This window comes from Pseudomonas sp. LPB4.O (genome assembly GCF_038383825.1).
In the GTDB taxonomy this organism is placed as follows: Bacteria; Pseudomonadota; Gammaproteobacteria; order Pseudomonadales; family Pseudomonadaceae; genus Aquipseudomonas; species Aquipseudomonas putida.
The window spans coordinates 1,610,907-1,635,832 of the sequence record NZ_CP151298.1 but is presented as its reverse complement, the minus strand read 5'-3'; the positions used below and the strand labels follow the sequence as shown (position 1 = coordinate 1,635,832).

Genomic DNA, 24,926 nt, shown 5'->3' with positions numbered 1-24,926 from the left:
AATAGCCGGCGGATGCAGCTTTTGCGCCAGCTTCAGCCGCCAATCACCTTCATCACCATCACATCACCGGAAAACGCCAAGTCCTGCTTGTCTGCCAGCGCCTTGACCAACAGGCGCTGCAGGGCCGGCAGGGCCTGATGACGCGGCTTTTCCAGCAGGTCACCGACGAAGTGGCGATTGCTCGAAGACAGGCAGCCATGCAACCAGCCCGTGGAGGACAGGCGCAAGCGCGAGCAGGTACGGCAAAACGGTACGCTCTCGTTGGCGATGATGCCGAAGTGGCCAATGCCCGGGATTTCATAGCGCAGGGCTGTGGCGTCCAGCGGCGCATCGACCTGGACATAGGCATGCTTGCCGCCGATCAGCGCCAGCAACTGGTCGAGCCCGACGAACTGCTGCACAAAGGCATTGTGCTCACGGGCCAGGTGGCCCATGCGCATGAGTTCGATGAAGCGCAACTCGAAGCCGCGCTCCAGGCAGTAATCCAGCAGCGGCAATACCTGGTCGAGGTTGTGCCCGCGCATTGGCACCATGTTCACCTTGATTCGCATGCCCAGTGCACTGGCCTGCTCCATACCCGCCAGCACACTGGTCAGGTCGCCGCCCCGGGCAATGCGGCGGAAGGCCCGAGGGTCGAGAGTGTCGAGGGAAACATTCAGGCGTCGGATACCCGCCGCTTGCAGCTGGGGCAACTTACGCGCCAACAGCTGGCCATTGGTGGTCAGCGAAATATCGTCGAGGTCGAGCTTGGCCACGGCGGCCAGAAAGGCATCCAGGCGCGGGCTGACAAGCGGCTCACCCCCTGTGATGCGCAGGCGCTCGATACCAGCCGCTTCGATCAGGTAGGCCACGCCGCGGGCCAGGGCATCTGCCGAGAGTTCGTCTTGCGCCGCCACCAGGCGTTTGCCGTCTGGCACGCAGTAGGTGCAGGCATAATTGCAAGCAGCCGTCAGGCTGACACGCAGGTTGCGAAAGCGCCTGCCTTGACGATCGACAATCATGAATGACTCCGGCATGGATGATAAGGGGCAGGCGAAACCTGACTCATAAATCAGGTTTTTGCAAGCCCCCGCACCCTGCCGGTTTCAGCGTCAAGTGACGGAACGCTTCAGTTCGTCGGTTCCGGATCGCGTTTGCGTTTGTTGCCCATGCGCACACCGATGTCCATCAGGAACTGGAAGAAACCTTCCTGATCCTCAAGCACATTGCTCCAGAACGGCGAGTGGTACAGCGCCACGGCGCCGTGCACCAGCGCCCAGGCCGCGCAGTAATGGAAATACGGCGGTACGTCTTCGAGCTTGCCTTCGCTGATGCGGCCCTTGATCAGCTGAGTCAGGCGATCGAAGTTGGAAGCACGGATACTGTGCAGTTGCTCGACCATTTCCGGCACCTGGTTACCCTTGACCACCTTCTCTTCCAGGCGATCGAACAGCCGGTAACGTTGCGGGTCGCGCATGCGGAACTCGAAGTAGGCGCGTGACAGGGCTTCCTTGTCACGGTCGACGTCGGCCGAGTGCAACAGTTCGTTCAGGTCGCGCTCATAGTCGAGCATCAGGCGCAGGTAGATTTCCGCCTTTGACTTGAAATGCTTGTAGATCGTGCCTTTGCCGATACCCACGGCGTCGGCGATCATTTCGACGGTGACGCTGTCCTCACCCTGTTCGAGAAACAGCTTGAGCGCGGTGTCGAGGATTTCCTGTTCGCGACGGCGAAACTCACGGACCTTACGAGGTTCTTTCTGCATGGGAAGGACTGGATGACAATCGAAGCGGTTTATTATGCCTAACTTGCAAGAAATTGCACGGATCATCCACGCATGTCTGTGTTTCACCATGCTTACTGCCATGCGCTGCGGAAGGATTGAAACCTCGGCGTATTCCAAATTTGTTTAAAAAACGACCAATATACGCTGGCACTGCGCCAAACCTGACCAATACTTGAAGTGTTGGCGCGGCGCATCCCCCCCAAGTGGCGCGCCGATAAAGGTGCTCAGGGACCGCGTACCTTTGTTTTACTCCTAATGGTCTTAACCCGGATTCCCCCCCCAGAACCCGGGTTTTTTTTGCTTGCGCGACGGGTCGCACAGCGACCCGCACTCCCCGCTCGGAGTTTGTGCTGTACCGTGCCTGTGATCTTGATCTTGATATTGATATTGATCTTGATCTTGATCTTGATCTTCGCGACTTCAGGAGGCCGAACGCAGGCCTTGCGGAGGGGGGTGACGGGCATGGATGCCCGTCAAGCGCTGGGCCCCAGGATGGGGCCTGCAGCGCGGTCCTCCCGGGAGCGAGGCCGGAGTGAGGGGACCCCGGAGCGCAGCGCAGGGGCCGGATGATCGGAGCGCAGCGTTTTTTGGTTACTTTTTGCCGCGTTTGGCAAAAAGTGACTCGCCGTAAGGGCGAAAAGGTGAGTCAGCGTCGCCATCGCAAATGGACTGTTCGCTGAGCCAATACAGCAAGATCCACTTTTCGCTTCTTGCGATGTGGGCCTTAACACAGTGTAAACATTCGTTCGCGCAGGTGGCGCTGAGTCACCTTTCCGCCCTTCCGGCGGGTTACTTTGGTCTTGGCCAAAGTAACCAAAGCCGTCCGCTCCCATCATCCGGCCCCTGCGCTTCGCTCCGGGGTCCCCTCGCTCCGGGCTTGCTCCCGGGAGGACCGCGCTGCAGGCCCCATCCTGGGGCCCAGCGCTTGACGGGCATCCATGCCCGTCACCTCCCTTCGCAAGCCCTGCGCTCGGCCTCCTGAAGTCGCAATCTGTGTCGCCTGAGCTACCGCGCGCTTAGAAGCCAAAGCCAAAGCAAGAGCAAGTGCAAGTGCAAGTGCAAGTGCAAGTGCAAGTGCAAGTGCACTCAGGCTCATGCGCCATCAAGCCATCCGCGCCAACGGGAACAACCGCTTGAAGTTGGCAGTAGTCTGCTCAGCCAGTTGCTCATAACTGGCGCCCCGCAACGAAGCCACATACTCCGCCACTTCCCGCACATACTGCGGAAGGTTCGGCTTGCCACGGTACGGAATGGGTGCCAGATACGGCGAATCGGTCTCGACCAGCAAACGATCGACCGGCACCTGCCGCGCCACTTCGCGCAGGGCATCGGCATTGCGGAAGGTAACGATGCCAGACAGCGAGATGTAATACCCCAGGTCCAGCGCGGCCTTGGCCATTTCCCAGTCTTCGGTGAAGCAATGCAGCACCCCAGCCTGCGGCAGGTTGGCCTCGCGCAATAGTGCCAAGGTATCGGCGCGTGCCGCACGGGTGTGCACGATGACCGGCTTGCCGGTCTGCCGCGAGGCCTCCAGGTGCAGGCGGAACGAAGCCTGCTGCAGCTCGGCAGCTTCCGGCTCATAGTGGTAGTCCAGCCCGGTTTCGCCAATCGCCACCACATGGGGGTGGGCCAGCTCGCGCAGCAGCCATTCCAGCGCAGGGGTTTCACCCGGCGCCAGGTCCAGCGGGTGCACACCCACCGAGCAATCGACGTCAGCATACTGCTCGCTCAACGCCTTCACCGCACCGGCGTTTTCGGCACTTACGCCGATACACAGAAAATGCCCGACCCCGCGCTCACGGGCCGCCTGCAAGGCAGCATCGAGGGAGCCCTGGTGGGCGCTCAGGTCAAGACGGTCGAGGTGGCAATGGGAATCTACGAGCATGGGATAACGGCACACATGAAAAAATGAAAATCAGCGGGCACCCGGCAGTTGCAGCCAGTGAGCCAGCAGCGATTCGAGCAGCAGGGCGCGGTTGAGGTTGGCCTTGCCCAGCACCTTCTGGCGCTGCTCCAGAATCCAGGCCTGCACCTCCAGCACCTTGGACTGGCGGCTCTTCTGCGCCAGGTATTGCACCACCTTGCGCATATCGGCCAAGCCTAACCCCTCCTCGTCCTGGGTCAACTGGTAGCGCAGGATCAGATGCGACCAATCGCAGAACCAGTCGAACAGCAACAGCAGTGGCACGCCGTTCCAGGCATCGGCCAGCTGGCTGGGCGATTGCTGCTGCTTGATCAGCTTCTTCACCCCGTCAGTAACCAGCGCACGTTGCTCGCGCACACCCTGTGCCTGCAGGCTGACCGCCATCAATGGCGAACCAGCGGCCAGCGTCAGTAGCTCGTCACGCTCGGCCTCGTCACTGTCAGGCAACGCACCGGCCAGCCAGGCCTGGCTCTGGGCCAGGCTTGGCTGCGGGCACGCCACCTGCTGGCAGCGGCTCTTGATGGTCGGCAACAAGCGGCTGGGCTGGTGCGTGACCAGCAGCAGCACCGTATTGCCAGATGGCTCTTCGAGGCTTTTGAGCAGCGCGTTGGAGGCGTTGACGTTCATCGCCTCGACAGGCTCGATCAGCACCACCTTGCGACCGCCCAATTGCGCCGTTTGCACCACGAATGCCACCAGCTCGCGCACCTGGTCGACCTTGATCGGCTTGTCGGCCTCTTCAGGCTCGAGCACAAAGTTGTCCGGGTGGCTACCGGCCTTGAGCAACAGGCAGGACTTGCACCCGCCGCAGGCATCCAGCCCTTGGGGCTGCTGACACAGCAGGCGGGCCATCAGGCGCTCGGCCATGGCCCGCTTGCCGATACCCTGCGGCCCGTGCAGCAGGTAGGCGTGCGCGTGCTGGCTGCGGCCGGCCAGTTGCTGCCAGAGGGCCTGCTGCCAGGGGTAGGCGTCAGCCACGGCAACGCTCCACAATCGCCGGCAGCAGCGCATCGATGGCGCGCTGCACGGCTTCCAGCGTTTGCGCGGCATCGAGCATGCTGTAGCGCTGCGGCTCGCGCTGGGCGCGCTGCAGGTATGCCTGGCGCACCGCTTCGAAAAACGCCTGGCCTTCTTGCTCGAACCGGTCCAGGCGGCCGCGGGCGGCGGCACGGGCCAAGCCCACTTCCACTGGCAGGTCGAAGACCAAGGTCAGGTCCGGGCGCAGGTCACCCTGGACGAATTGCTCCAGGGTAGCGATGCGCTCGACCGACAAACCGCGCCCACCGCCCTGATAGGCATAGGTGGCGTCGGTGAAGCGGTCACACAGCACCACGGCGCCGCGGGCCAGTGCCGGGCGGATTACCTGCGCGAGGTGTTGGGCGCGCGCCGCGAACACCAGCAACAGCTCGGTGTCGGCCGCCATGGTTTCATCGGTGGGGGCCAGCAGCAGCTCGCGCACTTTTTCGGCCAGCGGCGTACCACCGGGCTCACGGGTCAGCACTACATCCAGGCCCTGCTCGCGCAAGCGCGCAGCAAGGTAATCGCGGTTGGTGCTCTTGCCCGCGCCTTCGGGGCCTTCCAGCGTAATAAACAAGCCGCTCACAGGCAGTCCTTAATGTTGTTCGTCAGGCGTCGGCCGTTCGGCCGCTTGCGCACCACCAGCAGGGGCATCCTGCGCAGGCAGCGCTTCGGGTGCTGGCTGTGCAGCCGGCTCGTCAGTTGCGGGCACCTGGGGCTGGGCGTCGTCAGTACCCGGCTGTGCCTCTTGCTGCGGCGCAGGGCTGGAGCGGTAGTCTGTACGACGCTTGAGCTGGAACTCGCGCACCGCCGAATTATGGTCGTCGAGGTCGTCGGAGAACACATGGCTGCCATCGCCGCGGGCGACGAAGTACAGGCTGGTGCCATCGGACGGGTTGAGCGCCGCGTGAATCGCTTCGCGGCCGACCATGGCAATAGGGGTGGGCGGTAGCCCTGTCATGGTATAGGTGTTGTAGGGCGTCGGATCGCGCAGGTCGGCGCGGGTAATCCTGCCGTTGTAACGCTCACCCATGCCGTAGATCACCGTCGGGTCGGTCTGCAGCATCATGCCCAGGCGCAGGCGCCGTACAAATACGCCGGCAATCTGCCCACGCTCCTGGGGGATACCGGTTTCCTTTTCCACCAGCGAGGCCATGATCAGCGCCTGGTACGGGTCGCGATACGGCAGGTCGGTGGTGCGCTCGGCCCACTCCTTTGCCAGCACTTCGTCCAGGCGCATGTAGGCCTGCTGCAGCAACTCGACATCGCTCATGCCACGCACGAAGCGGTAGGTGTCCGGGAAGAAGCGCCCTTCGGGGAACACGCCGGTGTGGCCGAGCTTGTCCATCACTTCGGAATCCGACAGGCCGTCCAGGGTGTGCTTGATCTTTTCATGCTTGGCCACAGCCGAGCGCACCTGACGGAAGGTCCAGCCCTCGACCAGAGTGAGGTTGTATTGCACCACATCGGCCCGGCGCCAAGCGTCGAACAACTGTTCGACCGTCATGCCTGGGGTGAGGCGGTATTCGCCGGTGTGCAGGGCGGTGCCAGCCATGTTGAAGCGCCAGTACAAGCGCAACCAGACAGCATCGTCGAGCAACCCTTCTTGTTGCATGCGGTAGAACATGCGGTTGGGGTTGGTGCCATTTGGCACGTCGAGCAGGCGCTCCTGCGTCACGTGCAGGGGCTGCTCCAGGACCGAGTTGACCTTCCAGGCCGACCAGCCAAGCGCCAGCCCGGCAAGTATCAAGCCCATTTCCAGCAGTAGCAGGAATTTACGTCTCACGAATTCAGGTTTCCAGTAACGTACGGGCAACGGCCTGCAGTTTACGGGTGAGCGGGCCAGGCGACCAGTTTAGCGCGGCTACGCCCCGCACGGGCCAGATGCCGTAAACGCTATTGCAAACAAATACTTCATCTGCCTGCTCCAGCGCGTCAAACGGCAGGTCAGCGACCTGCGCCGGGATGCCCAGCAGCGCGGCCTGTTCCAGCAATGCAGCACGCATCACCCCGGCCACACCACAACGGCTGAGGTCGGCAGTGAACAGCACGCCATCGCGCACCAGGAACAGATTGCTGTACACCCCTTCGATCACCCTGCCCTGCCCGTCACGCATCAGGCCTTCGGCATGCTCGCTGTCCTGCCATTCGGCACGGGCCAGCACCTGCTCCAGGCGGTTGAGGTGTTTGAGGCCGGCCAGCAGCGGTTGTTCCCCAAGCCGGGTCTGGCACGGAAACAAGCGCACGCCGTGCTCGGCATGCTCCACAGGATAGCTGGGTAACGGGCTGCCCTGCAGGATTCGCCGCGGCGCGGCACCGGCAACCGGCGCATAGCCACGCTGGCTGTCACCACGGGTAAGGATGAGTTTGGCTACACCTTCACCGAGCTGGCTTGTATAGCGCAGGAGCTCGTCGCGCACCAGCGCCATGTCGGCACTGATCGCCAGGCGCTGACAACCCAGCGCCAGGCGTGCGAGGTGGCCGTCCAGCAAGCTGGGCTGGCCGCCGCGCACGGCAATGGTCTCGAACAGGCCATCGCCGTAGGCCAGGCCGCGGTTCTGCAGGTTGACTGCAACCGCGGGCTGGCCATCGACCCAGCTGTGCATCAACCGGCGAACCGGCGGAACACCAGCGAGCCGTTGGTGCCGCCAAAGCCGAACGAGTTGGACAACACCACGTCGATCGGCATGCTGCGCGCCTGGTGCGGAACGAAGTCGAGGTCGCAACCTTCGTCCGGTTCGTCCAGGTTGATGGTGGGCGGGGCCATCTGACTGTTGATCGCCAGCACACTGAAGATCGCTTCCACCGCGCCTGCGGCGCCCAGCAGGTGGCCGGTCATCGACTTGGTCGAACTGACAGCCAGCTTGTAGGCATGCTCACCGAACACGCGCTTGATCGCGGCCACCTCGGCCACGTCGCCCGCAGGGGTCGAGGTACCGTGGGCGTTGATGTAGCTGACCTCTTCCGGCTGGATACCGGCATCGCGCAAGGCGTTGGCCATGCAGCGGGCAGCACCCTCGCCGGTGTCGGGTGGCGAAGTCATGTGGTAGGCGTCGCCGCTCATGCCAAAGCCAACCAGCTCGGCATAGATGGTCGCACCACGGGCCTTGGCGTGCTCCAGTTCTTCGAGCACCAGGGCACCGGCACCGTCGGACAATACAAAGCCGTCACGGCCCTTGTCCCACGGGCGGCTGGCCCGGCTTGGCTCGTCGTTGCGGGTGGACAGCGCACGCGAGGCACCGAAGCCGCCCATGCCCAGGCCACAGGCAGCCATCTCCGCGCCACCTGCAATCATCACGTCAGCTTCACCGTAGGCGATATTGCGCGCGGCCATGCCGATGCAATGGGTGCCGGTGGTGCAGGCGGTGGCAATGGCGTAGTTCGGCCCCTGCAGGCCCAGGTGGATCGACAGGAACCCGGAGATCATGTTGATGATCGAGCCCGGCACAAAGAACGGGGAAATGCGACGCGGCCCCGAATCGTGCAGCGTACGGCTGGTTTCCTCGATGTTGGTAAGGCCGCCGATCCCCGAGCCCATGGCCACGCCAATGCGTTCACGGTTGGCGTCGGTGACATCCAGGCCGGCATTACGCACCGCCTGGAAACCGGCCGCCAGGCCGTACTGGATGAACAGGTCAAGCTTGCGGGCCTCTTTGGCCGACAGGTATTGCTCGACCTCGAAGCCTTTCACCGAGCCGCCAAAACGGGTGGAGTAGGCAGACAGGTCCGTGTGTTCGATCGGACCAATGCCACTGCGGCCAGCCAGAATGCCCTGCCAGGTGCTCGGTACATCGGTACCCAGTGGCGACAGCATACCCATACCGGTGACCACGACGCGTCTACGCGACACAGTACTCTCCTTTTCTAATAACAGAGTCTCTTGCGATTACATTCAAGCGCAGGAATGGAATGGCAACAGGCTCTTGGTGCGCGGTCAGCGAAGCCGGCTCGCCCGAAAGCAGCACGTTCGCAAAGAAAAAACCGCACGCCGGCAAAGGCAGTGCGGTTTTTCTCGTCAAATAGCGACGACTACAGCGTCTTAGGCCTTGTGGCTGTTGACGTAGTCGATAGCGGCTTGAACGGTAGTGATTTTCTCGGCTTCTTCGTCAGGGATTTCGGTCTCGAATTCCTCTTCCAGAGCCATCACCAGCTCAACGGTGTCAAGCGAATCGGCACCCAGGTCATCGACGAAGGACTTCTCGTTAGTCACTTCCTCTTCCTTCACGCCCAGTTGCTCGGCGACGATTTTCTTGACGCGTTCTTCGATGGTGCTCATACCTAGTTTTCACTCCTAATGGATATATGTCAGGCAGCTGGCCGGTGGCTAATTTTATAGAAAGACGTTCGCTTTTCAAGCTAAACGCACCTTCAAACCAGTCACCGCACCCGCCGCCTGGAATCTGGTTGCAGCTTTATAACGGATTTTAGGCTCGCAGTATGACTCTTTTTTTACGAAATCCGTCACATTGAGTTGCAGTGTTACATGTACATCCCGCCGTTGACCGGCACGGTAGCACCGGTCACGTAGGCCGCGCCGTCGGACGCCAGGAACGAAACCACCTTGGCGATTTCATCAGCCTGGCCCAGGCGGCCCAGCGGAATCTGGGTTTGCAGGGCTTCACGCTGCGCTTCTGGCAGTTCGCGGGTCATGTCGGTGTCGATGAAGCCCGGAGTCACCGAGTTTACGGTGATGCCACGCGAGCCCACTTCACGCGCGAGGGCGCGGCTGAAGCCTTCCAGGCCAGCCTTGGCGGCGGCGTAGTTGGCCTGGCCAGCGTTACCCATTGCACCGACGACCGAGCCGATGCTGATGATACGACCCCAACGTGCCTTGGTCATGCCACGCAGCACGCCCTTGGACAGACGGTAGAGGCTGTTCAGGTTGGTGTCGATCACGTCGAACCACTCGTCGTCCTTCATGCGCAGCATGAGGTTGTCGCGAGTGATACCGGCGTTGTTGACCAGGATGGCCGGCGCGCCAAACTGTTCGGCGATGGCACCCAGAACAGCTTCAACGGATTCGGCGCTGGTCACGTTCAGCTCCATGCCGGTACCGGTGATGCCGTGCTCTTTCAGGGTGGCAGCGATGCGCTCGGCGCCGGAGGCCGAAGTGGCGGTACCGATCACGGTCGCGCCCTGGCGGCCCAGCTCGAGGGCGATGGCCTGGCCAATGCCACGGCTGGCGCCGGTGACCAGTGCAACTTTACCTTGCAGGCTCATGCAAGCTTCTCCAAATCAGGCCAGTGCCGCGCGGGTGGCGGCAACGGCGTCAGGGGTATTGAGGTTGTAGGTGGTCACGCCGTCGGCGCAACGCTTGTTCAGGCCAGCCAGGACCTTGCCCGGGCCGCACTCGACCAGGTTGACCGCGCCGTTTGCGGCGAGCGTCTGCACGCACTCGACCCAGCGTACCGGCTGGTACAGCTGCGCCAGCAAGTCATGCTTGAGCGCATCGAGGTCGGCGGCGATGGCGGCGGTGACGTTCTGCACCACCGGAATCTGTGGGGCCTTCCATTCGATGGCGTTGACCGATTCGGCAAAACGCTCGGCAGCCGGCTTCATCAGTGCGCAGTGCGACGGCACGCTGACCGGCAGCGGCAGAGTGCGCTTGGCACCGGCCTCTTTGCACAGCGCCATGGCGCGGTCTACCGCCGCCTTGTTACCGGCGATCACGACCTGGCCTGGCGAGTTGAAATTCACTGCGCTGACCACTTCGTCTTCGGCAGCCTTGGCACAGATCTCGACAACGACAGCGTCGTCCAGCCCGAGAATCGCGGCCATGGCACCGTGACCGGCAGGCACGGCTTCCTGCATCAGTTCGCCGCGGCGCTTGACCAGCTTCACTGCATCTTTGAGCGACAGGCTGCCCGCCGCGACCAACGCACTGTACTCACCCAGGCTGTGACCGGAAACGAAGGCCGGCTTCGCGCCGCCCTCTTCCAGCCATAGGCGCCACAGCGCGATGGAGGCAGCGAGGATCGCCGGCTGAGTCTTGTCGGTTTGGTTGAGTTGCTCTTCCGGCCCTTCCTGGACCAGCTTCCACAGGTCGTAGCCCAGAGCTTCGGACGCTTCCTTGAAGGTCTCGACGATTACCGGCTTCTCGGCGCCGAGTTCATTGAGCATGCCCAGCGACTGGGAACCTTGACCGGGAAAGACAAATGCGAGGGATGCAGACATTGAACAAGCCCTTATGATCTTGTCGTCGGATAGGGTGCGCCGAGCCCGGGGCTAGACGCAGAATCTGAAAACTTGGATGGAAACACAGACCAAGCGGTCACATTTAAGCACTTCATCGGCGAAATGCCTAAGGCAACAGGTCTTCGAGGCGCCCATGCAGGCGCTGCGGCAGGTTTTCCTGGATCTCGATCAGCGCGCGCTGAATGGCGCTCTGAAAACCCTGCACGCCTGCCGAGCCATGGCTCTTGATGACGATACCCTGCAACCCCAGAAAGCTCGCACCGTTGTGACGCGCCGGCGCCAGGTCGGCCTGCAGGCGCTTGAGCAGCGGCATGGCCACGGCCCCGGCAACCCGGGCAAATGCACCGCCCTTGAACAGCTTTTCGATGCGCGCACCGATCATCGTTGCCAGGCCCTCGCTGGATTTAAGCAGGATGTTGCCGACAAAACCGTCGCACACCACCACGTCCGCCTCCCCTCTGTACAGGCCATCCCCTTCGACGAAACCGACGTAGTTAAGGCCGCGAGCGTTCTGCAACAGCGTGGCCGCCAGCTTGACCTGCTGGTTGCCCTTGATGTCCTCGGTACCGATATTCAGCAATGCCACACGCGGCCGATGCACACCCAGGGCCTGGGCGGCCACCGAGCCCATCACCGCGAACTGATAGAGGTTCTCGGCGCTGCAATCGACATTGGCACCCAGGTCCAGCAGCTGGCAGTAACCCGCCTGGGTCGGGATCGCCGCCACCATGGCTGGCCGATCGATACCCGGCAAGGTTTTGAGCACGAAGCGTGACAGCGCCATCAGCGCCCCGGTGTTGCCGGCACTGACGCAGGCTTGGGCCTTGCCGTCACGCACCAGTTCGAGGGCGATGCGCATCGACGAGTCCGGCTTGCCGCGTAGCGCCTGGGAGGGCCGCTCGTCCATACCGATCACCTCACTGGCGGCGACAATCTGCAGGCGCGCGCGATCCGCAGCTGCAAGGCCGCTGACAAGATCTTCTAGGAGGGAGGGTTGACCGACGAGGGTCAGGTGCAGCGAGGGGGTAGCCGAAAGGCAGGCAATGCTAGCCTGGACAATGCTGCGGGGACCGAAGTCCCCGCCCATTGCGTCGATCGCGATGATCTGAGCGGACAAGGATTACTCGTCAGCGCCCTTATCGATCACTTTACGACCACGGTATACGCCTTCTGGCGAAACGTGGTGGCGCAGGTGAATTTCACCGGTGGTTTTCTCTACCGACAGCGCGTTTTCCGACAGGGCGTCGTGCGAACGGCGCATGTCACGGGCAGAGCGGGATTTTTTGTTCTGCTGAACAGCCATAATTGATTAACTCCTAAACGTTTGGGTCACGCTTTAACTGCGCCAAAACACTGAACGGGTTGGACCGCGATACCTCGTCCTTGCTCGATTCGGGCTCGTCTGCGCCCGCCGGCTGCTGGCATTCTTCCGGATGGTGAGCAGGCACGATTGGCAAGGCGAGCAGAAGCTCCTCCTCGACCAATGCCTGCAGATCCAAAGGATCTTCGCCCAGTTCCAGCACGTCATAGCCTTTCGGCAACGACTGGGTATTCGCACCCTCCTTCACCACAGCGTATGTACATTCGCTGTAGATCGGCAGGGTGACCAGCTCAAGACAACGCTGGCAAACCATCTTGACCTCGACGTTCAGCTCGGTGTGGATAACCACCACGTGCTGTTCATCTCGTTCAAAATCGAACTTCGCCTGCACCGTACCGACATTGTCGGAAAGCGGGTCGCAGAGTCTTTCCAAATCAGCGAGTTGCAGCGAACCGTTGAGGGTTACGCCACGATCGGCTAATTTGCGCGGGTCAACGTGAGGTGGAATCGGGTCATTCAACATAGGCGCAGCATTCTAGGGATGCCCCCCGTCCCTGTCAAAGGAAATTCGGCGGCATCGTGCGTGATAGGATTGGTTCAACCGAAACGGAGTCTACCATGCTTCCTTTGTTACTGGCTTCCAGCTCTGCCTATCGCCGCGAACTGCTGACACGCCTGCGCCTGCCCTTCACTTGGGCAAGCCCCGATATAGACGAACAGCGACGGGATGACGAGCCCGCCGTGGAACTGGTGCGCCGGCTGGCCAGGCAAAAGGCCGAAGCTTTGGCGGGTAGCCATCCCGCGCACCTGATTATCGGTTCGGACCAGGTTGCAGTACTGGGCGAACAGGTGCTGGGCAAACCACACACGTTCGAGCGGGCTTGCGAGCAACTGCTGGAGTGCAGCGGGCAGCAGGTGAGCTTTCTGACCGGATTGGCATTGCTCAATAGCGCGACCGGGCACTGCCAGGTGGACTGCGTGCCGTTTACGGTGACGCTGCGCGAATTGAGCCGGGAGCGGGTGGAGCGCTATGTGACGGCGGAACAGCCACTGGATTGCGCAGGGAGCTTCAAGGCAGAGGGCTTGGGGGTGAGTTTGTTTCAGAGCACCCACGGGTGCGATGCGACCAGCCTGATCGGCCTGCCGCTGATTCGGTTGGTGGATATGCTGACCAAGGAAGGGGTTGTCATCCCTTGATATTTGGGGGCCGCAAAGCGCCCCCCCCCCCAGCAGCTTCAGCGTAGCTGAGGCCCTTGGAACCCCATCCACATCGCCAGGTGCTCGGCCACGCTAGCACCTACGCGCTTGGAGAAACGGTCGAAAGGCGACTCCTGGACGGTGAAGTCCACCAGCTCTTTCTCGCCGACAATCTCACGCGCCACATAGCTGGCACTGCCCAGCCCATCTACCAGCCCCAACGCCTTGGCCTGCTCGCCCGACCAGATCAGGCCGCTGAACAACTCAGGATGCTCCTTGTCCTTCAGCCGCTCGCCCCGCCCCTGCTTGACCATGGCAATGAACTGCTGGTGAGTGGTATCCAGCACACCCTGCCAGAATCGGGTTTCTTCGGGCTTTTCAGGCGAGAACGGATCGAGGAAGGCCTTGTGCTCGCCCGAGGTATAGGAACGCCGTTCCACCCCTAGCTTCTCCATGGTGCCGACAAAGCCATAACCGGCCGCCGTCACACCAATGGAACCCACCAGGCTGGCTTTATCGGCGTAGATCTCATCCGCTGCACTGGCAATGTAATAGGCACCAGAAGCGCCGAGATCCGCGATGACTGCATACAGCTTGATAGCCGGGTATTCAGCACGCAGGCGGCGGATTTCGTCATACACGTAACCCGCCTGCACCGGGCTGCCGCCCGGGCTGTTGATGCGCATGACCACGGCCTTGGTCTTGCTGTCCTTGAACGCGTCGCGCAGGCTCTTGACGATGTTGTCGGCGCTGGCGCCCTCCTGGTCGGCAATCACCCCGCGCACCTCGACCAGCGCGGTATGGCTGGCACTGCGCGATGCCGCCTTGTCCATGTCCATCAGCGGCGTGAACAATGCCAGGAAGCCGAAGAGGTAGATGAAAGTCAGCAGCTTGAAGAAGATCCCCCAGCGCCGCGCCCGGCGCTGCTCCTGCACACTGGCCAGCAAGGTCTTTTCCAGCAGCTGCCAGCTCTTGCGCTCTTCGCGCCCTTCGCGCTCCTCGGGTTCGGCCTCGGGGGCTTTCCATTCGTCTGCCATGCTTACCTACCTTGGAAGTGGAATTGCGGAACCGCCCAGCCACTCACGCAGCTGGGAAAAGTGATCGATGCACACCTGCGGACCAAACTCGGCCAGCGCCTGCAGCGACATGGCACCATAGCCCACCGCCACCGAATGCATGCCGGCATTGCTGGCCATCTGCAGGTCGAATGCCGAATCTCCGACCATCAGCGCCCGCCCCGGTTCGACGCCGCAATGGCCGAGAATTTCCTCAAGCATCAGCGGATGCGGCTTGCCGCGGGTTTCGTCAGCAGCGCGAGTGATGTCAAAGAACGCCTCCCAGCCATTGGCCTTGAGCACCCGATCCAGCCCACGACGCGCCTTGCCTGTGGCCACCGCCAGGCGGTAACCCTCGGCACGGAAGGTATCCAGCGACTCGACCACGCCCTCGAACAGCGGCGAAGGCTGCTGGTCCAGCGCCATGTAGATATCGGCATAGTGCTGACGGAAGCGCTCGACCTGCACAGGCGCCAGGTGCGGGTACAGGGTATGGATCGCCTCACCCAGGGCCAGACCGATGATGCCCTTGACCGCGTCGTCTTGGCTGGGCGCCTCGCCGGCACGCTCGGCGGCGGCATTCATGGCCTCGACAATACGCCCGATGGAATCGGCCAGGGTACCGTCCCAGTCGAAGATCAGTAGCTCATAGCCTTTATTCATGGATCAGGACGCACTCAGACGTTCAATGGTTTTCGCCCAGACTTCATCCACAGGCGCTTCAAGCTTCAGCTCACCACCGTCCGGCAGCGGCACGGTCAGCGCATAGGCATGCAGGAACAGGCGCTTGCCCCCCAACTCGCGAATTTCGCGACTGAAGTCTTCGTCACCGTACTTGCTGTCACCGGCAATCATGTGCCCGGCATGCAGTGTGTGCACGCGGATCTGGTGGGTACGCCCAGTGATCGGACGGGCCTCGACAATGGTGGCGAACTCGCCAAAGCGGCGCAGCACGCGGAACAGGGTCAACGCCTCCTTGCCCTCTTCGTTCACTTCGACCATGCGCTCGCCGGAGCGCAGGTTGCTCTTGAGCAACGGGGCGTTTACCTGCTTCTTCGAGGTCGGCCAGTGGCCGCGCACCAGCGCCATGTAGCGCTTGTCGACGCCATCGCCACGCAGGGCGGCATGCAGGTGGCGCAGCATGCTGCGCTTCTTGGCGATCATCAGCAGGCCGGAGGTGTCACGGTCCAGGCGGTGTACCAGCTCCAGCTCCTTGGCGTCCGGGCGCAGCTGGCGCAGCGCTTCGATCACGCCAAAGCTCAGGCCGCTGCCGCCATGCACGGCAATGCCGGACGGCTTGTTCATCACGATCAACGCCTTGTCTTCGTAGACAATGGCCGCCTCAAGGCGTTGCAGCAAGCCCTGAGCCACCGGCGCCGGCTCGTCACGCTCCGGCAGGCGGACGGGCGGTACCCGCACGATATCGCCGGCCTGGATCTTGTACTCAGGCTTTACCCGACCTTTGTTCACCCGCACTTCACCCTTGCGCAGGATGCGGTAGACCAAGGTCTTGGGCACGCCCTTGAGGGCCGTGATGAGGAAATTATCGATGCGTTGGCCGGCAAGCTCCGGCGCGACTTCGATCAGCTGTACGCCGGAAGTCGGAGGGGTATTGGTCGTCATTGCGGGATCATAACAATTTTTTATGGAATTGAAGCACTTAATCATTGCTGCTATAGTCGCGAACGCCGCCAAAAGCGGCAGGCCAGCGGCACCAGGCTTTCAGCCGGCCCTGACCAACGCAATTCTCCAGGACGCGAGGCCGTCCTACGGGGTTTTCGCCAGTTTACCGAATTGCCTGGAATCGCCACCAGCGCTGTGTAGAGAAGAGCGAAAAAAAACGACAAGTGCGGTGTTTCACCTGCTTACCCGATTCTTTTCGCAGTACCTCTGCCCGCGAGTCGCTTCCACGCAACGCACGGCGAATGCTTCGGAAATACCTGCCTTGGACATGAATGGCGCCAGTGCAGTACCTGCAGTGGCGAAAAATGCAACCCGTTGCGGATTCAGCGCGCGGCAGCACCCGAATTATCAGGGATACGTGCAGGGTGGAGATGCACAGCCCTCGGACCGTGTAGCACCGCGTCCGGCCACCAGCCACTGACGGCTGGCGAGCGGATAAGGTCCTGAACAGATGCCCCCGGGCGTCCACGGCTGAAGGTTGATTCCTCCTCCTGACTGAGTGCACAAGGCCCGCTTGGTTGATTCGATATCCATTCGAAGCCACCGGGGCCTTGTTGGCACCGCAGCAAACAGGACGCGTCGTCGTGACAACGGCAGGCTGGGCAACCGGCTGGTGCCGAACGTCGCTCGACACGGGGGTGGCCCGGCCACCCTTTGCGCACCTTGGCACCGACCATGAGACGTCGTGTGTGCCGAACGCCGTTTCCGGCAGCCCGGAAACCGACGGTACAACATGAAAAGAATGCTGATTAACGCAACTCAACCCGAAGAGTTGCGTGTAGCCCTGGTGGACGGCCAACGCCTCTACGACCTGGACATCGAGTCCGGCGCACGTGAGCAGAAAAAGGCCAACATCTACAAAGGCAAGATCACCCGCATCGAACCCAGCCTCGAAGCCGCCTTCGTCGACTTCGGTTCCGAACGTCACGGCTTCCTGCCACTGAAAGAAATCTCCCGCGAATACTTCAAGAAAGCCCCCGAAGGCCGGGTGAACATCAAGGAAGTGCTCAGCGAAGGCCAGGAAGTCATCGTCCAGGTCGAGAAGGAAGAGCGCGGCAACAAAGGCGCCGCCCTCACCACCTTCATCAGCCTGGCTGGCCGCTACCTGGTGCTGATGCCCAACAACCCGCGTGCTGGCGGCATCTCCCGCCGCATCGAAGGCGAAGAGCGCAACGAACTGCGCGAAGCCCTGAACGGCCTGACCGTGCCGGGCGACATGGGCCTGATCGTGCGCACTGCCGGCCTTGGCCGCAGCAGCGAAGAAATGCAGTGGGACCTCGACTACCTGCTGCAGCTGTGGACCGCCATCAAGGAAGCGTCCCTGGACCGCGCCGCGCCATTCCTGATCTACCAGGAAAGCAACGTCATCATCCGCGCCATCCGCGACTACCTGCGCCAGGACATCGGTGAAGTGCTGATCGACAGCATCGACGCCCAGGAAGAGGCCCTGACCTTCATCCGTCAGGTGATGCCGCAGTACGCCAGCAAGGTGAAACTGTACGAAGACAGCGTACCGCTGTTCAACCGCTTCCAGATCGAAAGCCAGATCGAAACCGCCTTCCAGCGCGTGGTCGACCTGCCGTCCGGTGGCTCGATCGTGATCGACCCGACCGAAGCCCTGGTGTCTATCGACATCAACTCGGCGCGCGCCACCAAAGGCAGCGACATCGAAGAAACCGCCCTGCAGACCAACCTGGAAGCGGCCGAGGAAATCGCCCGCCAGCTGCGCCTGCGTGACATCGGCGGCCTGATCGTGATCGACTTCATCGACATGACCCCGGCGAAAAACCAGCGCGCCGTTGAAGAACGCGTGCGCGAATGCCTGGAAGCGGACCGTGCCCGCGTGCAGGTTGGCCGCATCTCGCGCTTCGGCCTGCTGGAAATGTCCCGTCAGCGCCTGCGCCCATCGCTGGGCGAAAGCAGTGGCATCGTCTGCCCACGCTGCTCCGGCACCGGCATCATCCGTGACGTCGAGTCGCTGTCGCTGGCCATCCTGCGCCTGATCGAAGAAGAAGCCCTGAAGGACCGCACCGCCGAAGTCCGTGCACAAGTGCCGATCCCGGTGGCCGCGTTCCTGCTCAACGAGAAGCGCAACTCGATCACCAAGATCGAACTGCGCACACGTGCCCGCATCATCATCCTGCCGAACGATCACCTGGAAACCCCGCACTTCGAAGTCCAGCGCCTGCGCGACGACAACCCGGAAGTGCTGAACAACCAGTCCAGCTACGAGATCGCCACCACCGAAGCCGAAGAGGCACCGCAGCAGACCGCCACCCGCACCCTGGTTCGCCAGGAAGCAGCGGTCAAGACCGCCCCGGCCCGCACCAACGCGCCGGTACCGGTTGCTGAAGAGCCTCAGGCTGTCGCCCCGGCCGCCCCGGCCCCGAGCGCCCCAGAGCCAAGCCTGTTCAAAGGCCTGGTGAAGTCGCTGGTCAGCCTGTTCGCCGGCAAGGACGAACCTGCCGCTGCTGCACCGGTCGTCGCCGAGAAACCGGCCGCCGAGCGCAGCCCGCGCAACGAGGAGCGCCGCAACGGCCGTCAACAGAGCCGCAACCGCAACGGCCGCCGCGACGAAGAGCGCAAGCCGCGTGAAGAACGTGCCGAGCGCGCCCCGCGCGAAGAGCGTGCACCTCGTGAAGAACGCACGCCACGTGAAGAGCGTGCACCTCGTGAAGAGCGTGCACCTCGTGAAGAACGCGCCCCACGCGAAGAACGCGCCCCACGCCAGCCACGCGAAGACCGCCGCAGCAACCGCGGCGAAGAGCGCGTGCGCGAACTGCGTGAGCCGCTGGATGCCACCCCGCCAGCCGAACGCGAAGAGCGCCAGCCACGTGAAGAGCGTGTAGCCCGTGAAGAACGCGCCCCACGTGAAGAGCGTGCACCTCGCGAAGAACGTGCTCCGCGTGAAGAGCGCGCACCTCGCGAAGAACGTGCTCCGCGTGAAGAACGTGCTCCGCGTGAAGAGCGTGCTCCTCGCGAAGAACGCGCCCCACGCGAAGAACGTGCCCCGCGCCCACCACGCGAAGAGCGCCAGCCACGCGTAGCCGAAGAAGCGGCCGAGCAGGCTGCCGAACTGGCCGAAGAGCAACTGCCGAACGAAGAGCTGCTGCAAGACGAACAGGAAGGCACCGATGGCGAGCGTCCGCGCCGCCGCTCCCGTGGCCAGCGTCGTCGCAGCAACCGTCGTGAGCGCCAGCGCAACGCCAATGGCGAGCTGATCGACGGTGGCGAAGAGGAAGAAGGCAGCGAAGGGCAGCCACAACAGCACCAGGCCACCGAGCTGGGTGCCGAACTGGCCGCCGGCCTGGCCGTGACTGCCGCTGTTGCCAGCAGCAACATCAGCGCGGACGCCGAAGCCCAGGCCAACCAGCAGGCCGAACTGGCCACCGCCGAAGTCGCTGCCGCAGCAGAGACCGACAACAGCCAAGCCGCCCAGCCGGTCGAGAAGGCTGAAAAGGTCGAGCAGGTTGAAGCTGTCGCCAAGGCTGAAGAAGTTGCCGTAGCCCCAGTGGTGGAGCAGCCTGTCAGCGAGCCGGTTGTCGTGGCCGAGGTCACCGCCGAGCCTGTGGTCGAAGTCGCCCCGCAACCCGTGGTTGAAGAAGCGCCTGCTGCCGAACCGGTGATCGTCGCCGACGCCCCTGTTGAAACGCCTGTTGTCGAAGCGGGCGAAATCGAACAGGCTCCGGCCGTGGTTGAAACCGCTCCGGTTGCCGAGCAGCCTGCACCGGCTGTCGAAGCACAGCCAGAAGTAGTCGCAGAGCCTGCACCTGTGGTCGTCGAGCCTGCCCCGGTCGAAGCCCCGGTAGAGGCAGAAGCTGCCACCGTCATGCTGGCCAACGGCCGTGCGCCGAACGACCCGCGGGAAGTGCGCCGCCGCAAGCGTGAGGCCGAGGCCGCCGCCAAAGCCGCGCAGGAAGCTGCTGCAGCGACCGAGGAGCCAGCCCTGGAAGCCGCCGATGAGCACAAGCCTCATCACGGTTGATAGCCAAGGCTGAATGAAAAAGCCCCGCCAGTGCGAACTGGCGGGGCTTTTTCTTGTGTTCGTCGCTACTGCCGCATTGCCTATGAGATCGAGCGCCGCCCACGCGGCGCATCGCGGGCGGCGCTCGATTTCTGCCACCCCGCAATTACAAAGCCGAACGCTCAGTAGAGGTTAGGCTCCATCTCCAGCTCAACCCCGAACCGCTCCAGGATATCCGCCTGGATCTGCTGAGCCAGCGCATGCATCTGCGCCCCGCTCGCATGCCCGTAATTGACCAGCACCAGCGACTGCAAGCGATGCACGCCCGCATCGCCGTCGCGATGGCCCTTCCAGCCAGCCTGCTCGATCAACCAGCCCGCGGCCAGCTTCACTTGGCCATCGGCCTGAGGATAAGCGACCACTGCCGGGTATTGCGCACGAATACGCTCAACCAGCCCAGCCGACACCACCGGGTTCTTGAAAAAGCTCCCGGCGTTGCCGAGCTCCACCGGGTCTGGCAGCTTTTCACGGCGAATGCTGCAAATAGCATCACTGATCGCCTGCGCAGTCGGCTCGGCCACGCCCTGCTCCGCCAGGCGCTGACGCACCGGGCCATAGTCCAGATGGGCCTGCAAGGTACGGCTCAAGGCAAAACGCACGCGCAGGATCAACCAGCGCCCGGGGTTGCGCTTGAACAGGCTGTCGCGATAACCGAAGGCACATTCTGCCAAACCGAAGTCATGCAGTTCGCCCGTCTCGCGGTCCAGGGCGGTCAGGCCGGCAAACACGTCCTTGATCTCCACCCCATAGGCGCCCACGTTCTGCATCGGTGCGGCGCCCACGGTGCCTGGGATCAGGCTGAGGTTTTCCAGCCCGCAAAAGCCCTGCGCCAGTGTCCACTGCACAAATACATGCCACGGCTCACCGGCCTCGGCTTCGACCACGACATGTTCACCATCGTCGCTGAGCACACGGCAGCCACGGCTGGCCATGTGCAGCACCAGCGCGTCGATATCGCGGGTGAGCAGCAGGTTGCTACCACCACCGATGACCAACACCGGCAGCCCGCGCTGCTGCGCCTGGCCCAGTGCCTGACGCACCTGCTGGTCATCCTGCACCTGGCTGAAGTAACGCGCCTTCACGTCTATGCCGAAGGTGTTGTACGGTTTGAGCGATACCTGCTCCTGCCACTGCCCTGTCATAGCCGCCCCTTGATTTCCAGCACCAGCGCCTGGCAGGCCGCCTCGACCAGGTCGAGCACCTGCTCGAAGCCGTCAGCTCCGCCGTAGTACGGGTCAGGTACCTCATCCAGCACCGAGCCATAGCGGCGCAGGAACAGGTCGAGTTCGCCCGCTGCGGTGTGCGGGCGCAGGGCGCGCAGATCGCGCAGGTTGCTCTCGTCCATGGCCAGGATCAGGTCATACTCGGCAAAATGCGCCGCCTTGACCTGCTGGGCGCGCTGCGGCGACAGGTCGTAACCGCGCGCCAGCGCCGCCTTGCAGGTGCGGCTGTCTGGCGCCTTGCCGACATGCCAGTCGCCGGTGCCGGCAGAAGCCACTTGCACCCGGTCGGCAAGCCCGGCGGCCTGCAATTGATGGCGCAGCACGCCTTCGGCGGTAGGCGAGCGGCAGATGTTGCCCAGGCAGACGAACAGGACGCGCATCAAGCCTCCAGCAAGCGCCTTACGCGCTCCAGGTCTTCAGGTGTATCAACGCCCACGGCAGGCGCCTCGATGGCATCCTCGACGTGAATACGCACGCCGTGCCACAAGGCACGCAGCTGCTCCAGCGCTTCGGTCTGTTCGAGCCCGCACGGGCCCCAACCGACAAAGTCCTGCAGGAAGCCGACGCGGTAAGCGTACATGCCGATGTGGCGGCGATACGGCACGCCTTCTGGCAGCACGTTGCGGTCCCTGGCAAAAGCATCGCGGGCCCAGGGCAGCGGCGCGCGGCTGAACGTCAGGGCCAGGCCGTTCTTGTCGCTCACCACCTTGACCGCGTTGGGGTTGAACACGGTTTCCGGCTCATGAATCGGCTCGGCCAGGGTGGCGATGCCAGCTTCCGGGTGCGCAGCCAGGTTGGCCGCCACCTGGTCGATGATCATCGGCGGGATCAGCGGCTCGTCGCCCTGCACGTTGACCACGATGGCGTCAGCCGGCAAGCCCAGGTGCGCCGCCACTTCGGCCAGGCGGTCGGTGCCCGATTCATGGTCGGCACGGGTCATCAGCACTTCGGCGCCGAACGCCTGGCAGGCTTCCAGGATACTGGCGTCGTCGGTGGCGATGACCACACGGCTGGCAGCACTTTTGCGCGCCTGCTCCCACACATGCTGCACCATCGGCTTGCCGGCAATCGCCAGCAACGGCTTGCCTGGCAGGCGTGTGGAGCGCAGCCGGGCGGGGATCACCACGGTGAAGTCCAGGCTCATTTGTCCAGACGCTCGTCGTCAGTCAGGGTACGCGCCTCGCTTTCCAGCATGACCGGGATGCCGTCGCGGATCGGGTAGGCCAGGCCAGCGCCCTTGCTGATCAGCTCGGTCTTGTCGGCGCTGAGCTTGAGCGGGCCCTTGGTGATCGGGCAGGCCAGGATATCGAGCAGTTTGGTGTCCATTGGAGGCTTCCTTCTAGGCCAGGTGGCCGAAAATTGAAAACGGGCTCAGGGCTTGCGCAGCAGACACTGCAGCTGGTTGTCGAACCAGGCGCTGAAAGCCGGCGTGGGCTGCGCCTCGACGGCCAGGTACCACCAGTCATCAGCGGCGAAGGCCCGGCATTTCACCGCATCCTTCTCGGTCATCACCAGCGGCAGCGGCGGGCTGAAGGCCAGGCTTTGGACACTGAACTGTGCATGGTCGGCGAAGGGATGCGGAACCGGCTGCCAGTTTAGCCCCAGCAGGGTATTGAAGAAACGTTGCGGGTTGCCAATACCGGCCACCGCGTGCAGGCGCTGGCCTGCGGGGAAATGGTCGAGGGCACGACGCTCGCCGCTGCGCAGGTTGACCAGGGCGGACGGCTGCAGGCAGAAGCCAAAACCATCGGCGCGGTCGGCACTGGCACCGTTGAACAGCACCGCGTCAGCATCCTGCAGGCGTTCGGCGGGCTCGCGCAAAGGGCCGGCTGGCAGGCAGCGGCCATTGCCCAGGCCGCGGGCGGCATCGATCAGCACCAGTTCGAGGTCGCGGGCCAGGCGGTAGTGCTGCATGCCGTCATCGCACAGGATCAGGTCGAGCGGTTCGCTGGCCAACAACGCCTGCACAGCGCGGGAGCGGTCGGGGTCGATCATCAGCGGCACGCCGGTGCGCTGCACGATCAGCAGCGGTTCATCGCCCGCCTGGTCGGCCGGCTGGTCGGCCTGCACCCGCCAGGGCAGCTGCGGCGGCTTGGCACCATAGCCACGGCTGACCACGCCCACCTTCAGCCCCTGCTGGCGGCAGTGCTCGATCAGCCAGAGAATCATCGGCGTCTTGCCGGTGCCGCCCACGGTGATGTTGCCCACCACGATGATTGGCACTGGCGCCCGGTAGCTGGCACTTTCGCCACTGAGAAAACGTGCCCGCTTGCGCGTGACCACGCGGCGGTACAACGCCTCCAGCGGGCGCAGCAGCGCCAGCGCTGGGTGCCCGGCGTACCAGGCGGCGAGCAAACGGTCGGCGAAAGCCATCAAGGCGTGCCCTGGGCCGCCTCGACGGTGGTCATGCGCAACTGGCTGAAACCGAGCTTGCCGGCGGCGTCCATTGCGGTGACCACAGCCTGGTGCGGGGTCTTGCCGTCGGCGCTGATGGCCAGCGGCAGCTTGTTGTCACCGCCCGACTCACGCTCGATGGCCTCGCTCAAGGTGGCCAGGTCGCTCTTGGGCAGCAGGTGGTTGTTCACCGAATACACGCCTTCGGCGCTGATGGTGATTTCCACCAGCTTGTCCTGGTCGGCCGGCGCCTTCTCGGCGCTGGCAGCTTCGGGCAGCTCGACGCGCAACTGGGTCTCGCGGGTGAAGGTGGTGGTGACCACGAAGAACAGCAGCAGGACGAACACCACGTCGATCAACGACGCCAGGTTGATGTCAACGTTCTCCCGCTGGCGATTGCGCCGGAACTTCACGCCTTGCCTCCGGCCACTTCCACTTCACGGTCGCCCTGGATCACTTCCACCAGCTTGATTGCCTCCTGTTCCATGCCCACCACCAGCTCATCAATGCGGCGCAGCAGGAAGCGGTGGAAGAACACCGCCGGGATACCGACCATCAGGCCGGCCGCAGTGGTGACCAGGGCCTTGGAGATACCACCGGCCAGCACGGACGCATTGGCATTCATCTGCGAGCCCATGAAGGCGCTGAAGATGTCGATCATGCCCAGCACGGTGCCCAGCAGGCCCAGCAGCGGGGCCATGGCGGCGATGGTGCCGAGCGTGCTGATGTAGCGCTCCAGTTCGTGAATGACGCGCGAGGCGGCTTCCTCGATGCACTCTTTCATGATTTCGCGGCCATGGCGCGAGTTGGCCAGGCCCGCGGCAAGGATTTCGCCCAATGGCGAATCGGCGCGCAGGGCCTTGAGCTTGTCACTGGTCAGTTGCTTGTCCTTGATCCACATCCACACCTGGCCCAGCAGGTGCGGCGGGGTGACGCGACTGGCGCGCAGGGTCCACAGGCGCTCGACGACGATAGCCATGGCAGCGATGGAACTCAGAATGATCGGCAGCATCATCCAACCACCGGACTTGACCAATTCCCACACAGTAAACGCCCCTTCGCAAAAAGGCCGCCACTCTACCATAGGCGCGCCGAGGGCTCATCTGCCGGAGGTCAGGGAATTGGCGT

The 24,926-nt window shown here is 63.2% G+C and carries 27 protein-coding genes; 2 read left to right on the top strand and 25 right to left on the bottom strand.

The window, feature by feature from the left end; translation table 11 throughout:
* Positions 1-32 precede the first annotated feature (32 nt).
* From MRBLPB4O_RS07390 to MRBLPB4O_RS07320, 15 genes are all read right to left on the bottom strand, one after another.
* Positions 33-1,001, bottom strand: a complete 969-nt coding sequence (locus MRBLPB4O_RS07390) for a radical SAM protein (protein ID WP_341797959.1) — start codon at positions 999-1,001, stop codon at positions 33-35.
* 107 nt (positions 1,002-1,108) lie between these two features.
* Positions 1,109-1,744, bottom strand: a complete 636-nt coding sequence (locus tag MRBLPB4O_RS07385) for a TetR/AcrR family transcriptional regulator (protein ID WP_016485495.1) — start codon at positions 1,742-1,744, stop codon at positions 1,109-1,111.
* A 245-nt stretch (positions 1,745-1,989) separates the two neighbouring features.
* Positions 1,990-2,229: a hypothetical protein gene (locus MRBLPB4O_RS07380; protein ID WP_341797958.1), complete on the bottom strand. Its 240-nt coding sequence runs from the start codon at positions 2,227-2,229 to the stop codon at positions 1,990-1,992.
* A 638-nt stretch (positions 2,230-2,867) separates the two neighbouring features.
* The gene (locus MRBLPB4O_RS07375; RefSeq protein WP_341797957.1) at positions 2,868-3,650 is read right to left on the bottom strand and encodes a TatD family hydrolase; all 783 of its coding nucleotides are present in this window, start codon (positions 3,648-3,650) and stop codon (positions 2,868-2,870) included.
* A 30-nt stretch (positions 3,651-3,680) separates the two neighbouring features.
* The gene (locus MRBLPB4O_RS07370; protein ID WP_341797956.1) at positions 3,681-4,667 is read right to left on the bottom strand and encodes a DNA polymerase III subunit delta'; all 987 of its coding nucleotides are present in this window, start codon (positions 4,665-4,667) and stop codon (positions 3,681-3,683) included.
* The gene (gene tmk / locus MRBLPB4O_RS07365; protein WP_341797955.1) at positions 4,660-5,292 is read right to left on the bottom strand and encodes a dTMP kinase; all 633 of its coding nucleotides are present in this window, start codon (positions 5,290-5,292) and stop codon (positions 4,660-4,662) included. The genes MRBLPB4O_RS07370 and tmk overlap by 8 nt, the downstream gene beginning before the upstream one ends.
* A 9-nt stretch (positions 5,293-5,301) precedes the next feature.
* Entirely contained in the window at positions 5,302-6,492 is a 1,191-nt protein-coding gene (mltG, locus tag MRBLPB4O_RS07360) for an endolytic transglycosylase MltG (protein WP_341797954.1), read from the bottom strand.
* Positions 6,493-6,496: 4 nt separating this feature from the next.
* Positions 6,497-7,312, bottom strand: coding sequence for an aminodeoxychorismate lyase (pabC, locus tag MRBLPB4O_RS07355; protein WP_341797953.1), 816 nt, complete (start codon positions 7,310-7,312; stop codon positions 6,497-6,499).
* Complete coding sequence (fabF, locus tag MRBLPB4O_RS07350; RefSeq protein ID WP_341797952.1) at positions 7,312-8,556, bottom strand: beta-ketoacyl-ACP synthase II; 1,245 nt, start codon at positions 8,554-8,556, stop codon at positions 7,312-7,314. The genes pabC and fabF overlap by 1 nt, the downstream gene beginning before the upstream one ends.
* A gap of 189 nt (positions 8,557-8,745) precedes the next feature.
* Positions 8,746-8,982: an acyl carrier protein gene (acpP, locus tag MRBLPB4O_RS07345; protein ID WP_008096410.1), complete on the bottom strand. Its 237-nt coding sequence runs from the start codon at positions 8,980-8,982 to the stop codon at positions 8,746-8,748.
* Between the two features lie 203 nt (positions 8,983-9,185).
* Positions 9,186-9,926 (bottom strand): 3-oxoacyl-ACP reductase FabG, encoded by a 741-nt coding sequence (fabG, locus tag MRBLPB4O_RS07340; RefSeq protein ID WP_016500893.1) that lies wholly within the window; start codon positions 9,924-9,926, stop codon positions 9,186-9,188.
* Between the two features lie 15 nt (positions 9,927-9,941).
* The gene (gene fabD / locus MRBLPB4O_RS07335) at positions 9,942-10,880 is read right to left on the bottom strand and encodes an ACP S-malonyltransferase (protein ID WP_341797951.1); all 939 of its coding nucleotides are present in this window, start codon (positions 10,878-10,880) and stop codon (positions 9,942-9,944) included.
* A 127-nt stretch (positions 10,881-11,007) separates the two neighbouring features.
* Positions 11,008-12,018, bottom strand: coding sequence for a phosphate acyltransferase PlsX (gene plsX, locus MRBLPB4O_RS07330; protein ID WP_016500895.1), 1,011 nt, complete (start codon positions 12,016-12,018; stop codon positions 11,008-11,010).
* 3 nt (positions 12,019-12,021) lie between these two features.
* Positions 12,022-12,204, bottom strand: coding sequence for a 50S ribosomal protein L32 (rpmF, locus tag MRBLPB4O_RS07325; protein WP_016485486.1), 183 nt, complete (start codon positions 12,202-12,204; stop codon positions 12,022-12,024).
* Positions 12,205-12,217: 13 nt separating this feature from the next.
* Complete coding sequence (locus MRBLPB4O_RS07320; RefSeq protein WP_016500896.1) at positions 12,218-12,745, bottom strand: YceD family protein; 528 nt, start codon at positions 12,743-12,745, stop codon at positions 12,218-12,220.
* Between the two features lie 95 nt (positions 12,746-12,840).
* Between MRBLPB4O_RS07320 and MRBLPB4O_RS07315 the strand changes: the two genes are divergently transcribed.
* On the top strand, positions 12,841-13,419 hold the full coding sequence (locus MRBLPB4O_RS07315) for a nucleoside triphosphate pyrophosphatase (RefSeq protein ID WP_341797950.1): 579 nt from the start codon (positions 12,841-12,843) through the stop codon (positions 13,417-13,419).
* 38 nt (positions 13,420-13,457) lie between these two features.
* Here MRBLPB4O_RS07315 and MRBLPB4O_RS07310 read toward each other — a convergent pair whose 3' ends face one another.
* From MRBLPB4O_RS07310 to rluC, 3 genes are read right to left on the bottom strand one after another with little or no spacing between them, the layout of a single operon-like run.
* Positions 13,458-14,456: a S49 family peptidase gene (locus MRBLPB4O_RS07310; RefSeq protein WP_341797949.1), complete on the bottom strand. Its 999-nt coding sequence runs from the start codon at positions 14,454-14,456 to the stop codon at positions 13,458-13,460.
* 6 nt (positions 14,457-14,462) lie between these two features.
* Positions 14,463-15,137 (bottom strand): HAD family hydrolase, encoded by a 675-nt coding sequence (locus tag MRBLPB4O_RS07305; RefSeq protein ID WP_341797948.1) that lies wholly within the window; start codon positions 15,135-15,137, stop codon positions 14,463-14,465.
* 3 nt (positions 15,138-15,140) lie between these two features.
* Positions 15,141-16,097, bottom strand: a complete 957-nt coding sequence (gene rluC / locus MRBLPB4O_RS07300) for a 23S rRNA pseudouridine(955/2504/2580) synthase RluC (RefSeq protein WP_043200393.1) — start codon at positions 16,095-16,097, stop codon at positions 15,141-15,143.
* A gap of 793 nt (positions 16,098-16,890) precedes the next feature.
* Between rluC and rne the strand changes: the two genes are divergently transcribed.
* On the top strand, positions 16,891-20,142 hold the full coding sequence (gene rne / locus MRBLPB4O_RS07295) for a ribonuclease E (RefSeq protein ID WP_341797947.1): 3,252 nt from the start codon (positions 16,891-16,893) through the stop codon (positions 20,140-20,142).
* 161 nt (positions 20,143-20,303) lie between these two features.
* On the opposite strand, the gene murB is transcribed toward rne, so the two are convergent.
* Genes murB through MRBLPB4O_RS07260 form a run of 7 tightly spaced genes read right to left on the bottom strand, consistent with a single transcriptional unit; the run spans position 20,304 to position 24,843 of the window.
* Positions 20,304-21,323 carry a UDP-N-acetylmuramate dehydrogenase gene (gene murB, locus MRBLPB4O_RS07290; protein ID WP_341797946.1) on the bottom strand — a complete coding sequence of 340 codons (1,020 nt, stop codon included), beginning with the start codon at positions 21,321-21,323 and terminating at the stop codon, positions 20,304-20,306.
* A complete protein-coding gene (locus MRBLPB4O_RS07285) occupies positions 21,320-21,784 on the bottom strand; it encodes a low molecular weight protein-tyrosine-phosphatase (protein ID WP_049276734.1) in 465 nt (154 codons plus the stop codon). The genes murB and MRBLPB4O_RS07285 overlap by 4 nt, the downstream gene beginning before the upstream one ends.
* The gene (gene kdsB / locus MRBLPB4O_RS07280) at positions 21,784-22,548 is read right to left on the bottom strand and encodes a 3-deoxy-manno-octulosonate cytidylyltransferase (RefSeq protein ID WP_341797945.1); all 765 of its coding nucleotides are present in this window, start codon (positions 22,546-22,548) and stop codon (positions 21,784-21,786) included. The genes MRBLPB4O_RS07285 and kdsB overlap by 1 nt, the downstream gene beginning before the upstream one ends.
* The gene (locus MRBLPB4O_RS07275) at positions 22,545-22,730 is read right to left on the bottom strand and encodes a Trm112 family protein (RefSeq protein ID WP_003247142.1); all 186 of its coding nucleotides are present in this window, start codon (positions 22,728-22,730) and stop codon (positions 22,545-22,547) included. The genes kdsB and MRBLPB4O_RS07275 overlap by 4 nt, the downstream gene beginning before the upstream one ends.
* Before the next feature lie 45 nt (positions 22,731-22,775).
* Positions 22,776-23,777 carry a tetraacyldisaccharide 4'-kinase gene (lpxK, locus tag MRBLPB4O_RS07270; protein ID WP_341797944.1) on the bottom strand — a complete coding sequence of 334 codons (1,002 nt, stop codon included), beginning with the start codon at positions 23,775-23,777 and terminating at the stop codon, positions 22,776-22,778.
* Entirely contained in the window at positions 23,777-24,211 is a 435-nt protein-coding gene (locus MRBLPB4O_RS07265; RefSeq protein ID WP_016500906.1) for a biopolymer transporter ExbD, read from the bottom strand. Before MRBLPB4O_RS07265 ends, lpxK begins: the two co-directional genes overlap by 1 nt.
* Positions 24,208-24,843 (bottom strand): MotA/TolQ/ExbB proton channel family protein, encoded by a 636-nt coding sequence (locus tag MRBLPB4O_RS07260; RefSeq protein WP_016500907.1) that lies wholly within the window; start codon positions 24,841-24,843, stop codon positions 24,208-24,210. Before MRBLPB4O_RS07260 ends, MRBLPB4O_RS07265 begins: the two co-directional genes overlap by 4 nt.
* Between the last annotated feature and the right edge of the window lie 83 nt (positions 24,844-24,926).

What these genes read in the sequence shown, in the direction of transcription:
- MRBLPB4O_RS07390 (WP_341797959.1), bottom strand. Translation starts at nt 1,001, where the DNA reads ATGATTGTCGATCGTCAAGGCAGGCGCTTTCGCAACCTGCGTGTCAGC.
- MRBLPB4O_RS07385 (WP_016485495.1), bottom strand. Translation starts at nt 1,744, where the DNA reads ATGCAGAAAGAACCTCGTAAGGTCCGTGAGTTTCGCCGTCGCGAACAG.
- MRBLPB4O_RS07380 (WP_341797958.1), bottom strand. Translation starts at nt 2,229, where the DNA reads ATGCCCGTCACCCCCCTCCGCAAGGCCTGCGTTCGGCCTCCTGAAGTC.
- MRBLPB4O_RS07375 (WP_341797957.1), bottom strand. Translation starts at nt 3,650, where the DNA reads ATGCTCGTAGATTCCCATTGCCACCTCGACCGTCTTGACCTGAGCGCC.
- pabC (WP_341797953.1), bottom strand. Translation starts at nt 7,312, where the DNA reads ATGCACAGCTGGGTCGATGGCCAGCCCGCGGTTGCAGTCAACCTGCAG.
- acpP (WP_008096410.1), bottom strand. Translation starts at nt 8,982, where the DNA reads ATGAGCACCATCGAAGAACGCGTCAAGAAAATCGTCGCCGAGCAACTG.
- fabG (WP_016500893.1), bottom strand. Translation starts at nt 9,926, where the DNA reads ATGAGCCTGCAAGGTAAAGTTGCACTGGTCACCGGCGCCAGCCGTGGC.
- fabD (WP_341797951.1), bottom strand. Translation starts at nt 10,880, where the DNA reads ATGTCTGCATCCCTCGCATTTGTCTTTCCCGGTCAAGGTTCCCAGTCG.
- rpmF (WP_016485486.1), bottom strand. Translation starts at nt 12,204, where the DNA reads ATGGCTGTTCAGCAGAACAAAAAATCCCGCTCTGCCCGTGACATGCGC.
- MRBLPB4O_RS07320 (WP_016500896.1), bottom strand. Translation starts at nt 12,745, where the DNA reads ATGTTGAATGACCCGATTCCACCTCACGTTGACCCGCGCAAATTAGCC.
- MRBLPB4O_RS07315 (WP_341797950.1), top strand. Translation starts at nt 12,841, where the DNA reads ATGCTTCCTTTGTTACTGGCTTCCAGCTCTGCCTATCGCCGCGAACTG.
- MRBLPB4O_RS07310 (WP_341797949.1), bottom strand. Translation starts at nt 14,456, where the DNA reads ATGGCAGACGAATGGAAAGCCCCCGAGGCCGAACCCGAGGAGCGCGAA.
- MRBLPB4O_RS07305 (WP_341797948.1), bottom strand. Translation starts at nt 15,137, where the DNA reads ATGAATAAAGGCTATGAGCTACTGATCTTCGACTGGGACGGTACCCTG.
- rluC (WP_043200393.1), bottom strand. Translation starts at nt 16,097, where the DNA reads ATGACGACCAATACCCCTCCGACTTCCGGCGTACAGCTGATCGAAGTC.
- rne (WP_341797947.1), top strand. Translation starts at nt 16,891, where the DNA reads ATGAAAAGAATGCTGATTAACGCAACTCAACCCGAAGAGTTGCGTGTA.
- murB (WP_341797946.1), bottom strand. Translation starts at nt 21,323, where the DNA reads ATGACAGGGCAGTGGCAGGAGCAGGTATCGCTCAAACCGTACAACACC.
- MRBLPB4O_RS07285 (WP_049276734.1), bottom strand. Translation starts at nt 21,784, where the DNA reads ATGCGCGTCCTGTTCGTCTGCCTGGGCAACATCTGCCGCTCGCCTACC.
- kdsB (WP_341797945.1), bottom strand. Translation starts at nt 22,548, where the DNA reads ATGAGCCTGGACTTCACCGTGGTGATCCCCGCCCGGCTGCGCTCCACA.
- MRBLPB4O_RS07275 (WP_003247142.1), bottom strand. Translation starts at nt 22,730, where the DNA reads ATGGACACCAAACTGCTCGATATCCTGGCCTGCCCGATCACCAAGGGC.
- lpxK (WP_341797944.1), bottom strand. Translation starts at nt 23,777, where the DNA reads ATGGCTTTCGCCGACCGTTTGCTCGCCGCCTGGTACGCCGGGCACCCA.